The 14,773-nt window shown below is 41.6% G+C and carries 10 protein-coding genes; 6 read left to right on the plus strand and 4 right to left on the minus strand.

Features of this window, described 5'->3' with window-relative positions; genetic code table 11:
- The first annotated feature begins 5 nt into the window (after positions 1-5).
- The 6 genes from D0T50_RS04490 to D0T50_RS04515 all read left to right on the plus strand — a co-directional run bounded on the left by D0T50_RS04490 (position 6) and on the right by D0T50_RS04515 (position 10,228).
- On the plus strand, positions 6-1,343 hold the full coding sequence (locus D0T50_RS04490) for a TolC family protein (RefSeq protein WP_163222308.1): 1,338 nt from the start codon (positions 6-8) through the stop codon (positions 1,341-1,343).
- 25 nt (positions 1,344-1,368) lie between these two features.
- On the plus strand, positions 1,369-2,385 hold the full coding sequence (locus tag D0T50_RS04495) for an efflux RND transporter periplasmic adaptor subunit (RefSeq protein WP_163222309.1): 1,017 nt from the start codon (positions 1,369-1,371) through the stop codon (positions 2,383-2,385).
- A 28-nt stretch (positions 2,386-2,413) separates the two neighbouring features.
- Entirely contained in the window at positions 2,414-5,545 is a 3,132-nt protein-coding gene (locus tag D0T50_RS04500; protein WP_163222310.1) for an efflux RND transporter permease subunit, read from the plus strand.
- A gap of 26 nt (positions 5,546-5,571) precedes the next feature.
- Positions 5,572-5,865, plus strand: a complete 294-nt coding sequence (locus D0T50_RS04505) for a PG0541 family transporter-associated protein (protein ID WP_163222311.1) — start codon at positions 5,572-5,574, stop codon at positions 5,863-5,865.
- 12 nt (positions 5,866-5,877) lie between these two features.
- Positions 5,878-6,444, plus strand: a complete 567-nt coding sequence (locus D0T50_RS04510) for an STM3941 family protein (RefSeq protein WP_163222312.1) — start codon at positions 5,878-5,880, stop codon at positions 6,442-6,444.
- Between the two features lie 274 nt (positions 6,445-6,718).
- Entirely contained in the window at positions 6,719-10,228 is a 3,510-nt protein-coding gene (locus tag D0T50_RS04515) for a pectinesterase family protein (RefSeq protein WP_163222313.1), read from the plus strand.
- A 130-nt stretch (positions 10,229-10,358) separates the two neighbouring features.
- On the opposite strand, the gene D0T50_RS04520 is transcribed toward D0T50_RS04515, so the two are convergent.
- From D0T50_RS04520 to D0T50_RS04535, 4 genes are all read right to left on the minus strand, one after another.
- Positions 10,359-10,955 carry a hypothetical protein gene (locus D0T50_RS04520; protein WP_163222314.1) on the minus strand — a complete coding sequence of 199 codons (597 nt, stop codon included), beginning with the start codon at positions 10,953-10,955 and terminating at the stop codon, positions 10,359-10,361.
- A 21-nt stretch (positions 10,956-10,976) separates the two neighbouring features.
- The gene (locus D0T50_RS04525; RefSeq protein WP_163222315.1) at positions 10,977-11,555 is read right to left on the minus strand and encodes a hypothetical protein; all 579 of its coding nucleotides are present in this window, start codon (positions 11,553-11,555) and stop codon (positions 10,977-10,979) included.
- Positions 11,552-12,214 (minus strand): hypothetical protein, encoded by a 663-nt coding sequence (locus D0T50_RS04530; RefSeq protein ID WP_163222316.1) that lies wholly within the window; start codon positions 12,212-12,214, stop codon positions 11,552-11,554. Before D0T50_RS04530 ends, D0T50_RS04525 begins: the two co-directional genes overlap by 4 nt.
- Positions 12,215-12,371: 157 nt before the next feature.
- Positions 12,372-14,000, minus strand: a complete 1,629-nt coding sequence (locus D0T50_RS04535) for a tetratricopeptide repeat protein (RefSeq protein ID WP_163222317.1) — start codon at positions 13,998-14,000, stop codon at positions 12,372-12,374.
- Positions 14,001-14,773 lie beyond the last annotated feature (773 nt).

Genomic DNA, 14,773 nt, shown 5'->3' on the forward strand with positions numbered 1-14,773 from the left:
AAAAGATGAAAACAGTAAATGAAAAAACAAGGCGATTGATAAATGTCGTGCTGGTTGGTTGTGTAGGGTTACTACCAGCACGGGCACAGTCATCGCAAGAAACGCTGAAACTGACACTGGAAGATGCATTGGAAGTGGCATTGAGCGAAAACCCAACCATTCGCGTAGCCGACCAAGAAGTAACCAAGAAAGGTTATGCAAAGAAAGGAACTTATGCCGCACTGTTTCCGCAAATAGACTTGGTGGGAAACTATCAGCGCACCATTGAAAAACAGGTGATGTACATGGGCGATCAATCCATTGCAGTAGGTAGAGATAATACATGGTCGGGTGGACTCTCTGCTTCTATGCCGCTTATCTCTATATCTACGTGGAAAAGCTTGAAGATATCCGCTTATGATGTGGAGCTGTCGGTTGAGCAAGCTCGTTCGTCGCGCATTGAATTGATAGACCACGTGAAGCGTGCTTTCTATAGCGTGTTGTTGGCTGGCGATGCATACGATGTATATAAAGAAGTTTATGACAATGCTATTTATAATCATCGCGAGATTAAGCAGAAGTATGAACAAGGACTTGCGGCCGAGTACGATCTTATTCGTGCCAATGTAAATGTGAAGAATGCCGAACCCAATCTTTATGATGCCGAGAACTCTATTATTTTAGCGCATTGGCAACTCAAAGCATTGCTTGGATTGGATTTGGAGAGTAATATAGAATGTATAGGTAGATTGTCCGATTACAAAGATACGCTACTTGCCGACTTTGTTGGTACAACAACAGATTTGACCGAAAATACCGATCTGAAACAGTTGGATATACAAAGGTTGCAGCTCGAAAAGACCAAGCAAATGCAAATAGCCCAATACTATCCTTCGTTGAGTGCGTCATTCAACTATCAGTGGAACTCTATGGCTAATAATTTTAAATTAAGTAAATACAAATGGGATCCTTATTCAACGCTGGGCGTGAATCTGACAATTCCTATTTTTTCGGGAGGCAAGCGATATAGTAATGTAAAGCAAACGCAGATATCACTGAAGCAACTCAGTGACCAACGAGAAGATATCGAGAGCAACCTTCGTCTGTCGGTAAAACAATATACCGATCAAATGAACACCTGCATCAAACAATATAGTGCAGCCACTGCGGGTGTTGCCGAGGCGGAAAAAAGCTACCTTATTACCATGAAACGGTATGAAACAGGCGAAGGTACGTTGCTCGAAATAAACGATGCGCAACTATCACTCACGCAGTCGCAATTGAATCTTTCACAATCTATCTACAATTATCTTGTAGCTAAATCATCGCTTGAGAAGGTATTAGGGAATGTAACCGCAAAATAGAATAGCAAATAAAAAAAACAACGATATGAAACAGAAAAACCTCAAAGGGGCAATGCTCCTGACATTAGTAGTGATATTAACTGCATGCAACAGCAAAGAAACGATAGTCGAGAACGTGCAAGAGCGGGTAAAAGTACAAGCGGTAACCGTAGGTTCGCATGACGTAGACCAGTTGGGTACTTTTACAGGAACCGTAGAGGCTGAAATACTCAACAACATTGCTCCGCAAAATAATATGCGTATAAAAAAAGTGTATGTAGAAGTAGGAGACCATGTGCGAGCCGGACAGAAAATGGCGGAAATGGATGCTGTGAACCTCAACCAGATTCGTCTGCAAATGGAAAACGACAAAGTGGAGTTTGAGCGTGTGGACGAATTATATAAGGTAGGTGGTATCTCAAAATCTACTTGGGATGCAAGGAAATTGGCGTACGAAATATCTCAATCCAACTACGACAACCTGCAGGAAAATACCTTCCTTACCAGCCCCATCAGCGGATTAGTGACTAAGCGTAACTATGACAGTGGCGATATGTATAGCGGTGGAATACCTATCTATGTAGTTGAGCAGATACAGCCGGTAAAATTACTGGTTGATGTATCCGAGGTGCTGTACACCAAACTAAAGAAAGGTATGGATGTGGAAGTGAAGCTTGATGTGTTTGGTAATGAAGCCTTTCAAGGAACCATAAAATTGATTCATCCTTCTATTGACCCCGCTACGCGCACCTTCCCTGTAGAGATTCAAATACCCAATAAGGATGAACGTATTTTACCGGGAATGTTTGCCCGTATCACATTCAACTACGGAACCGAAAACCGTGTTATGGTACACGATCGTGCCATTGTAAAACAAACAGGCTCTGCCGATCGGTTTGTATATGTATGCAAGGATGGCGTGGCGTACTACCGTAAAGTTATCTTGGGACAGTTGGTAGGCGATCAATATGAAATCCTCGAAGGGCTGCAAGCAGGAGAGGTAGTAGCTACCACATCGCTCAACCGGTTAAACAACGGTACGGAAATCGAAATAGTGAATTAGAAGTTATAATCTCAAAGAATAATTTAGTATGAGTATTTATTCATCAGCAGTAAAAAAACCGGTAACAACAGCTCTCTGCTTTGTTGCCATTATTATACTCGGTATATTTTCGTATATGCAATTGGCTGTAGACCTGTTGCCGCAAATAGACGAGAATACCATTATGATTATGACTTCCTATCCGGGAGCCAGCGCTAGTGATATAGAGATGAATGTATCCAAGCCTTTGGAGAATGCCTGCAATGGTATCAGTGACTTGAAACATATTACCTCTGCTTCTCGCGAAAACATATCCGTTATCACGTTAGAGTTTGAGTATGGTGTGGATATTGCCACGGCAACAAATGATGTACGCGATAAATTGGATCAGGTTAAATCCAGTTTACCCGATGATGCCAATACACCCATTCTGTTTAAGTTTGGCGCAGATGATATTCCTATTATCATTCTATCTGTAGTAGCCGACGAAAGTACCAACGCGCTCTATAAAATTCTGGATGATAAGGTAGCCAACCCGTTGGCACGTGTAAGTGGGGTAGGTACAGTATCTATATCGGGTACTGCGAAGCGCGAAGTAAATGTTTATTGCGACCCGTATAAGCTAGATGCCTATGGGTTGACCATTGAGAATATATCGCAAGTTATCGGTATGGAAAACCGTAACACGCCGGGTGGTAGTGTGGACTTTGGTTCGAATACACTCTCGCTTCGTGTGCAAGGAGAGTTCAGTGATGCAAACGAAATGCTGGATCTTGTAGTAGGTCATAAAGATAGAAAAGCCGTGTACCTGCGCGATGTGGCTCGCGTGGAAGATACAGTGGAAGAACGCTCGCAAGAATCGTACACCAACGGACAGCGTGGTGCTATGGTTATTATTCAGAAACAATCGGGAGCAAACTCCGTGAATATAGCCAAAGAGGTACATAAGCGTTTGCCTGAATTACAACGTACCCTGCCGTCTGATGTACAGCTTGGTGTCATCATTGATACATCCGACAATATCAACAATACGATGGACTCGCTCATCGAAACAATCCTGACGACACTTGTTATTGTTATGATTGTGGTGTTCGTTTTCTTAGGGCGTTGGCGCGCTACGCTTATCATTGTAATAACTATTCCGGTATCGCTCATCGGGGCATTTATCTATTTGTTGGTAAGTGGCAATACGTTGAACATCATCTCTTTATCGGCGCTTTCGCTGGCAATTGGTATGGTGGTTGATGACTCTATTGTAGTACTCGAAAATATTACTACGCACATTAACCGCGGTAGTAAACCTGTGCAAGCGGCTATCTTCGCTACAAAAGAGGTGTCACTCTCAGTAATAGCCTCAACGCTTACCATGTTGGCGGTATTCCTTCCACTTACCATGGTAAGTGGTATGGCTGGTGTGTTATTCGAGCAGTTGGGTTGGATGGTTAGTGTTATCATGATTATCTCTACCACTGCCGCGCTTACGCTTATTCCGATGATGAGCTCTAAGATGCTGAAACTCGATAATAAGAAAGGCAAACTCTATACCCTGTTCTTTACGCCGATTGAAAGAGCACTTGGTGCACTCGATAAGTGGTATGGGATGTTACTTAGTTGGGCGGTACATCATCGCAAAACAGTTATTGTGTTGGCAATAGCTCTTTTTGGAGGAAGCATGATGTTGGTACCTCATATTAAAACAGAATTTTTCCCGGCTATGGATAATGCGCGTATAAGTATTACCGCCGAAATGCCGATTGGTACACGCCAGGATATTACCCGCGATGTAGCCTACCGTATTACCGAAGAATTCAAAGTGAAGTACCCCGAGATAAAGGTGTTGAACTACTCCTTCGGGCAAGCAGACTCTGATAATACATTCTCCAATATGAGCGAAAACGGAACGTATATTATCAAGTACAATATCTCCTTGATAGGTATTGAAGAACGTGACCGACACATGACGGAGATAGCCGACCTTATGCGCCATGACCTTGCCAACTATACCGAGTTGAAAGAGTTTACCGTATCTGCCGGTGGTGGTATGTCTATGGGTGGAGAAGCCAGTGTAGACGTTGAGGTTTATGGATATGACTTTGCGCTAACCGATGCTGTAGCCGCCGAACTTACCGAACGGCTCCGCAATCAAAAAGAGTGTTCGCAGGTGAATATTAGTCGTGGCGATTATACTCCCGAAATACAGATTGACTTCGACCGTCAGAAGCTGGCACTCAACGGGTTGAATGTTACCACTGTCTCTTCTTACTTGCGCAACCGCGTGAATGGTTCGGTAGCATCTTACTTCCGCGAAGATGGCGAAGAGTATGACATTCGTGTGCGCTATGCTCCCGAGTATCGCGAAACGATAGAAGATATTGAGAATATTATGGTATATAATAATGCCGGACAAGGTATTCGCATTCGCGACATAGGCGAAGTAGTGGAACGTTTTACCCCACCTACTATTGAGCGCAAAGACCGTGAGCGTATGATTACTGTGTCGGGTGTAGTAGCAGATGGATCTGCGTTGAGCGACTTGGTAACCAAAACAGAGCAGATCATAGCAAGTATGGATTTGCCGACGGATGTATCTTGCAGCATAGGTGGTACATACGAAGACCAACAAGATACTTTTGCAGACCTGATTACGCTCATGGTGCTGATTATAATCTTGGTATTTATAGTGATGGCTGCACAGTTCGAATCGTTAGTAGACCCGTTTGTGATTATGTTTTCTATTCCGTTTGCATTTACGGGAGTGTTTACGGGGCTATTTGTTACCAATACACCGTTGGGCGTAATGGCAATGGTAGGTATCTTAATTCTTATTGGAGTGGTGGTAAAGAATGGTATTGTGTTGATAGACTACATTATTCTTTGTCGTGAACGGGGCATGAACATCATAAACTCGGTGGTAACGGCTGGAAAATCTCGTTTGAGACCTGTATTGATGACTACTCTTACTACCGTGCTCGGTATGATACCGATGGCTATTGGTACCGGTGAAGGTGCCGAGATGTGGAACTCTATGGGGATGACTGTGGCTTGGGGGCTTTCGGTATCAACCGTGGTAACACTTGTATTGATTCCGGTGATGTATTGCATCTTTGCCGGTGGAGGCGTGAAACGTCGTCGCAAGGAGTTAGCAAATATGGATGTATTGGAACTTAGGATTGAAGAATAAGAGTAAATTAAGAAATACAGAAAATTATGAAAGCAATATTTATATCATTTAATCAAGCGTCCTACGAGATGATTCTACAGATAATGGATAGAGAACAGCTACATGGATTTACCTATTGGGAGAGCGTAGCGGGACGAGGTTCCCACACCGGCGAACCACATTACGGAACGCACGCCTGGCCTACAATGAACGGCGCTATACTTACCATGGTTGACGATGCTAAGGTGGAGCGTTTTATGAAGTTATTACATAAATATGATATGCAATCCGAATCACAAGGGCTACGCGCCTTTGTGATTCCGGTGGAGCAAACCATTTAATACACTACGGTCATGACAGATAAATTACCTGTAAAAACGTTTATGCTACGATCACAGAAGAAGTATGGCCCCGTTGTGGGGGCTATACTTTTCCTGTTTGCGTCATTTTTCTTCTTCTGGATTGGCATGGGTTTGGAGAGAGTGACAGGGAAGTTCCTTTGTTTGATACTCTCCACCGCTTCGATAGGAGTGCTTTTCTTTTGTGTGGTGAGCTTTGTACATCTCAAAAGGAGTAAGTTCCTTGGCTTCTTTATTTCGAGCGACGGATTTAATGATAATTCCACAGGACATGGCTACGGCATGGTCCTATGGAAAGATGTGGTAAAAATCCGTATTGTAGACGACCTTGAACATGGGTGGAGGTATATTTGCCTGAAGGTAAAGAATCCTTATGAATATATTGGTCGCGAACCGTTACAACACAAACGGCGATCGCTCGAACTAAAATTCCAATACTACGGTTCGCCCATTTGCTTTTCCAATCGTGGGCTGGATTGTACATTCCAAGAATTGGAGGATACAATACGTAGCTATTATGGAAATTATTTACAGAGAGAGAAAGAAAAGGATGTATCATAAGTTCTTTTTGATTTTATTGGCGAATCAGCATCATCAGCATGGTGCTGATTCGTTGTTTGAAAGCTTGGTAGATGGAAAAATTGATTAATCGGTGGAAAAAATAATCAATCATTAATCGTGTGGAATATTTGAGGAATAAACATTTGATTGTATGAAGTATTCTTTCCAAATTTGGTTTGATTTTACAAAAGCTAAAGAGGACTTCGGCTTTTGTTTTAATTAAAAAAACACGACAAACAATTATTAGAAGTCCCACTAACAATCAATTTTAATCATGAAGAACATTTACAAAAGACTTTCAGTCGTTGCCCTGGCATCAGCCACTCTTATGTCAGCTTGGGCGGCAAGTGGGGATCCGGTGGCAATCCCAACAACAGCAGGAGAATACATCAACTGGGGAGATGCAACAATAACTGCTGCTAAAGTTGAAAACGATGGTGCAAATATTGGTAGCACGGGAGAGAGCACAATAATTGTATTCAATCTTGCTAATAGCAAGGCGGGCGACTACACCATGACATTAAGCACCGGACATAAGGAAAGTGCAACCGCAACCATAAACCTTGCAATAGCAGATGCAAGTGGTGCTGCACTGTATAATGGAACTCACTCTGTGATAGGTACCGGATCTTGGAGTAATTTTTCTCAGACATCAACTCACATTATTAAAAACTTACCTGCCGGAAATCTAACTCTTACGATGTCAGTTTCCGATCTTACCGGTAATAAATATGCCGGCAACTGGAGTAAACTTGCCATCTATGAAGGGATAGTGGATAACAGGGATCATATTCCCGGTACTCTTTCACTCGACAAAGGTATTTATTCGCATGGTCAAATGAACGAAGGCACTAATATCGGTTGGATAACCGATGGTCGTCATGCAAGTTATGACTTTGTTTGCGACGAAGCCGGTGTGTATGAAATGAGTTGGGAAATAGCTCGCTATGCCTCCGACAAAGTTCGAATCACTGTAACAGATAAAGCTACCAGAGACGAAGAGCTTGATATGGTATGGGATTTGACCGATGATATTCCTGGCGATTACACGCTAAAATCATTCAACCTTGAGGGCGAAATAAGCGAAGGCGAGAAGACTATTAAATACCTCTTCTATTCAGAGTCGGGCAATACAAGTTTTATTTGTAACTACAAAGCTCTTTCATTCAAGAAAATTGCTGAGCATGCTGCCAGCGTAAAGAGTGTGACTATAGAGGGCCAGACCGTTGCAAAAGGCGATGGTTACGACTGGGCTTGCGTACTTCCCGAATCTTATTCGGCAGCTACAACCACTCTGGACATCAAGAGTGTATGGAGCACAATTGCTGTTAGTGCTAAAAATGGCGAAGAGAATGTAGCGGTAACCAACAAAGGTAATGGCCTTTTTGAACTTCCTACCCCTGCCGCTGGTGCAGAGACTATTGTTACTATCAATGTTACAGCCGATGCGGCAAGCGGAGCAATGCTATTCAAAGAAGCGTATACCGTTCGTTTGTTCCGTATAGGTGATGTCGAAATAGCTACCCTGAGTATCGGTGGACAAAGTGCCGGTGAAACTATCATTAATACTCTTAATGGCGCAGGTGCTACTGCTTCTCTTACCGGTAATATCTATACCGCTCTTCCCGAGGTGAAAGCTACTTTCCTCGACGGCTCAACAGCTACCGGCGAAGGTACAATCTCAGGTACTACCGCTACTTACAAATTTACAGGTAAGAGTGGCGAAAAGAGTAAAGAATTCACCTTGAATGTGGAAGGCATCCATATTTACGCTCCTTCTGATAAAGATGAATCTTTCTCCATTCGTTTTGATGGCGCTCTCAATCAGCCCGATGGATCTTGGAGTGATGGTTCTTACACCTTCACTGGCACTAATGGTTTTGATGGTTGGGGAGGAACTCAGTTCAAGTTTAAGACCAATACAGACTACACACTCTCGGTTCCATCCGATGTAGTGCTTAAGCAGGTTAAATTTGTAGGTCTTTACGATAACTATGCAGCCGGTGCAGTTGGTACTTTCAAGGCCGAAGGCGCTACCGTATATCTTCCTACCAATCGTTCTTTCAAATCGGGTGGCCCCGGATACGAACTGATTGTCAATATCGAGGGTAACACCGCGGGAAATCCGATCGTATTTAATTTTGCATCAGGAAGTCAGCCCGTTGCATGGTTTGATTTAGTGTATGAAAAAGTAAGCCTTACCTCAGAACCCAAGTTGAATTCCACTTCATCTACATCAACTGAGCATAAAAACCATGCTGTGGTTACACTCAATTTTGATCGTAAGATGAAGGATATGGAGGCTACAATCAATGGAAAAACTGTTAAGGCAGAAGGTGGATCAAGCTCCGTACGTTTTGCCCTTTGGGATCTTCCATACAATACAAAAAGCTCGCTTGTAATAGCTGCGGGTGCGGCTCAAGATACTTATGGTAATGTTAATGCTGCTCCAATTTCGGTTGATGTTGTAGTAGGTAGCGAGGAGGTAGTCGAAGCCATCGGAACAGGTAACTTATACATCGTTTCTACCGTAGCCGAGTGGAAAGAAGCTATTGCTGCTGTCAATGCATCCAACACAAAAACCGACTCGCCTCGTAAAGTAATTTTTGTTCGTAACGGAGATTATGATTTTGGATCTGAAGAACAGACACTACGCGCTCATAATGTGTCGATTATTGGCGAAAGTCAAACTGATGTGCTTATTCACGGAAAACGCGAAGGCATATCCAATCCTGTATTTTCAACCCGCAATGCAACCAACACATACATGCAGGATTTTACCGTGCGCAACGACTTTAACTTCGGCACTGATAATTACCGGGGAGTTGCAGTAGCTCATTACGGAGGTAAAAAAGATATTATGAAGAATATGATACTCCAAAGCTATCAAGACACTCAGGTTACAGGCGAGAGTGGTTATTATGAAGATTGTACCATTCATGGAACAGTTGACTTTATTTGTGGAGGCGGAGAACATTTCTACAACAACTGCGACCTTATAGTTGAAGATGCGGGTGCAATTGCAGCTCCGGCTACATCGGCAAGTCACAAACATGGCTATGTATTCCAAAATTGCACCATCTCGGGCAAATCGGGATATACACTTGGTCGTCCTTGGCAGAATGAACCCAAAGCGTTCTTCCTTAACACGACAATGGAAGCTCTTCCTACAGATGCTGGTTGGGGTAGTATGGGAAATCTGCCTACTTATTTCTTTGAATATAACTCAATGGATACCGAAGGAAAAGCAATTGACCTTAGCAAACGAACAAATTCGCCAACAAGCACCAATCAATATTCTCCTATTCTTCCGGCGGAATATGCCGACTATTTCACTGTACGCAATGTTCTTTGCGGCACAGATAGCTGGTCGCCAGTTGAAGGAGCAGAAACAATGGATGCTCCAATTGAGGTTAAGATAGACGGAAACGGTACAATTACCTGGACTCCTGTTGCAAATGCGCTTTATTACGCCATCTATTCTAATGATGCGTTGGTAGAAATCGTTGCCGGAAACAGCTACGATACGAAACAAGCAGTTGTAAGAGCCGAAGGCGACCCTGCTTATACAGTTCGTGCTGCTAACCCTCTTGGTGGACTTGGCAAAACTTCATTGGCAGCCAGCCCTGTTACAGGCATCAAAGATGTAGTTGCTTCGGAAGTTGTGTCAGTAAGGTATTATAACCTTCAGGGAGTAGTCGTAGACAAAGTATCGAAAGGCATCTATATTAAGGTTAGCAAACTGTCCGACGGAAGCGAAAAGGCAGAGAAAGTAATATTCTAAGCATCTTAGTATAAATCATATAGTTGCAGCTGCATCAGTTCACACTCTCGTTGGTGTAACCTGTGCAGCTGCAATATTTTTGAGTAGGTTATTCTTTGGTCAGGTCGTTGATATAACGTCTATTAGTAGCTCAGAAAGAACGTTTAATTGATATACCAAACAACTTCTTTTCGGGCAAATTCAACATCTCAAAATACGCCCCAATCGCAGCTTTTTTGCTAATAGCATATTCATAAGAAGCCTTGAACGCATAATCAAAAACCTCAAAAGTCATATCATGAGCCATGATTCTCTTTTGTCCGGCTACTGCGCTTTGGAAAACGTTCTTCCTGTGGTGGCAGTAACTTGGGCCCACTCCAATACCAAGTTTCAATGCATGTTTTGACTCTTTATCAATCAGCAAGTTAATAACATCTACACTGGCATTCAACATGAAGGATAGGTTCAGCTTTCCGTCCAGATTATAGTTGCTCTCTTTTCCCCAAACAATGTCTTGCTCTTCGTCCTGTTCAAGAGCCATGTAATCGCTTTTTAGCGGAAGAGAATTATAAAAGCTCAGTGACAAACTAAGCTCCAACCAGTTGTAGGATTTACCATATTCTACTTTTGCACCATAACCTTCCGAGAAATCAGATCCGATATTGAAGCGTATAAAGTCATTGCGCTGTTGGGCGCTGGAAGAGATAGCCAAAGTGGCTAATAAAACTAGAATTAGTTGTTTTTTCATGGTTTTGCTGTTTTATATGTTCTAAAAAATAATTCCTACAGATAGTGCCAAAGAATGTCTCCACTGACTTGCTTTATAATAATCTACTACCACTTCGTCTCCTTCATAAATTCCCCTCCAATGAGTACCTCTAAGCTGTTTTAAGTTATATCCTACTTGTGCTTTGAGTCCAAAATGCTTACGGAACATCCATAGATGCCCAACCCCTATTCCCCACAGGAAGCCCGCTACCATCTCTCCTGTCTTTAGTCCGGCTCCCACATCGGTATATACATATCCTTTGGGTAGTGAAGCTACTGGCGAGTATCTTACTGTGGCAAAAATAGGTAGTGTATTGTATCCGGGGTTTTCGTACCGTTCCAGTCCAATACCCAGACCTACCGACAGTGGGTCGGAAAGACGACAAATAGCGGATAAGCGCAAAGAATTAGTGTACATCTTGTACTCGCTTCGCTTTATGTTATAAGCATCACCTTTTTCACTAATTCCAATCATATAACCATAATCGAGTTCCAGGTGAAGTTTAGATTGTGCGAATACTGTTTGAACTCCCCCAATAACCAATAAGGCAAATGCAATAATTACTTTTCTATTATTCATAAATCTATTAATTTAAGTGATATTCTATAATATGCTTTGTTGCGAGTAACATACTCTTCCAAGCGTTGTTTGTCAATTGTGCAATGGCGAAAAGCTGAGTATACATCATACCATCCACAACCAAAACCCAGAAAGAGCTTTAATCTGTTTTCTTTTTTATTCAAGTTGCAATATAAACCTATTTCTGAGAAAACTCCGGGAGAGAATCTGGAATATTGTAACTTGCTTACCGTTTTGGTTTGTTCTCCCTCTGCTCCATAGGTCGTTTTATCTAAAGAAACAGACTCTAACGGTACAGGCTCAAAGAAAAAAGAATTATGATTATACAAACCAATTGTTTTAGATAGGGGGAGCAAGAAAAAGAGTGATGAAGTGATGTTGATATGTTTATAGTTTTCATCATCCAGTGAATAATATATGTTCTGATTACTTGCTTGCCAGCCTATTCCATCTACTTTATAGTGATATATCATAGCACCAACAGAAGTCCCAATATATTTATTAAGCATCCAGTTGTAATTGACTGCGTAATGAAATCCAACCTCATCCTTATTGCCGTACAAACCTATGTCGCCACTAAAACCTCTTCGCTTTTGAGCAGAGGATTGTTGGGGACAGAGAAAGGGTAAAATCAGTAAGATTAAATAATAATACTTCATATGTTGATGTCGTTCTTAAAACGAATAGTGATTTCACAAAGTAACAATTACTTTTGCTAACAACACCTAAATATGATGTCACGAAAATGTCATGTTTTTCAATAGGACTGTCACAAATGCATCACAACAGCGTTACAAATAGCTATAAATCAATATGTTACTCAAACAAATAGCTAAAGACCTTTTCTTCTATTTTCTTCTTTACAATATGTTTTCTATTGCGTACAGCACCGCTACCTACACCCCAAAATGCAGTAATGGCTTGTGGAGAAAACCCAAGGCAATGCAGCAAACAATAGTCAACATCCTTTGTTGAAAGAGAAAATCTCTTTTTTAGTCTATCCGATACTTGGAAAAACGTGGCATATATTGAACCCATTATTTCGTTTCTTTCTGTACTCTTTAGGTTAGACCCCTCCAACTCTACTTTTGCCACAGCAGCCATTGCTGTTTTGTAGGCATCAGTGCTTTTATATAGATTCACAAAGAATACCAGTTCGTCCTTTAATTCTTTATACTCAGCGTGTAAATTATCTTTCTCCTCGTTTCTCTTAGCGTCAGTCATTAAAGTTTTTGTTTGAATCTCTACTAACTTGTTTTGCAACTTAATGATTCGTTTTTTTCTTGAGCGGTCAATGAGTAAGAGAATGAACAGACCAAACAATAACAGAAACACAAAGACGCTCCCTATAAATGTCAGATTACGCTTTTGCCTATTTTCTAATTCAGTAGTACGAATGGACAGTTCATGCTCATTCATCAACATTAAGGTTTCTACACGTCGGTTGTTTTTGTAAATGGAGTCCGCAAGTAAACGATAATGATCCATATACTCTAAACATTTTTCAATATTCCCTACTTTCCTTTCCAATTCAAATAAAGAATGGTAACTTGATGTCTGCACATAGATATTATCGCTACTTATGCCATACATTAAATAGTGTCGGGCAGAATCACTATTCCCTAGTTTGTACAGAATCTCTCCTTTAGCAACAGATGCAGTAATGCTGTCAGACTTATTTATGGAAGCGCGTAGAGCTAACGTAGCATAATTCTCAGCAATTTCTAGTTCCTGATTAAGTTTGTACACATAAGCCAAATTTGCTAAAACCGTAACATATGGTTTCTTTTCTGCAATTTTCTCAATAATCTCCAATGCTTGCGTGTAGTACACAATTGAGCTGTCAACTCTATCGTCATATAAGAACAAATGTGCTATACTTTTTAATGTATAAACAAGATCAAGGGAATCATTTCGAGCTATACAGTTGGCGTATGCCTTTCTACTCTCTTTTACAGCATTAGGATAAACACTTTGCATTTCATAGGTTAGCGATAGTCCATCATGAATCAGAAACCATAACCGATCATTATCTCTATCCTCCGGCATTGCCCGCTCCGCCTTCAAAAAAGCATCAACAGCCACCGTACGCATACCTAATTCCCGATACACACTACCTAAATAATAATACGCCAACGCACTTTTATATCTATCCGAACCACCCTTATAATAATCTACCGCCACCTGTATCAACGAGTCGCTGGTATGTTCTATATAGTTTTTATCATCAGCTTGCGTACGTAGTAGCGCATAATAGGCACGTTCGGCTTTACTCATTTTTTGCGGTTGGGATATTTCCTGCAAGAGCTGCAACGCACTATCCGGACAACACTCCATCAATGAATCTGCACGAAGCAATAAGGGATTAGTAACTGTTCTCTGTGAACAAGAGATGAACAGCAGAGGCAAAAAAGAAAGGAAAAGTAAGCGTTTGTATGTTTTCATGTAACAGATAAAATAGAACATTTTGACAAAGGTATAGTAAAACAGGGAAAACGCAAACATTTTTACAATTTTCTATTCAAGGATTTGAAATAGTTGCGAATTGTCATGGTTAAAGCCCATAGGGCTTATATTAGTTACAAATTGAAACTAAGATGGAAACGAGTTGAAATGAACCGAAAAAGGAGAAAAACAGAGTAAAACAACCTCCCCCCTAACCTCTCGGAACCTCCCCATCCTTGTCCTCTTTTTTTACGAAAAACAGCCAAAATACGTTAAAATAACCTCGAAAAAATAAATAATTAGGACACGAAAATGGAGGTTCAAGAGGTTAAAAAGAGGTGTTTTGGCACTAAAAAAACAGAGCACTATATAAGAACGCGCCCGGGCGCCCGCTTTACCCCCTTTAAAGTTTCGTTTTTTGAACCTCTATAGAGGTAGGTAACTACCCTCCGAAAAGAGGCTAAAAAAAGAAATAATATATATATAGTTTAAAGAAAATGCTGTTTAAACGCTGAGTTGCGCGGAGGGGTAGGTGAAATTCATTTTACCACGGAGTACACGGGGTTATACAGAGTTTTAGTTACGATGCCGTGTAGAGGGCGCAGGTTGTCCTCCTTTGGAGGAGGTGCCCGAAGGGCGGAGGAGGACGAGGCAGCGGGTTTAATTAATATCAATTGCCGTCGGTTTTAACCGACGGATGTAGGCAATCATCACAAGCAATGGCTTTAGCCAAAAGCAGAGGTTTGGCTAAAGCCAATTCAGAAAACACCTCA

It is taken from the genome of Bacteroides sp. 214 (genome assembly GCF_010501015.1).
Classification (GTDB): Bacteria; Bacteroidota; Bacteroidia; order Bacteroidales; family Bacteroidaceae; genus Bacteroides.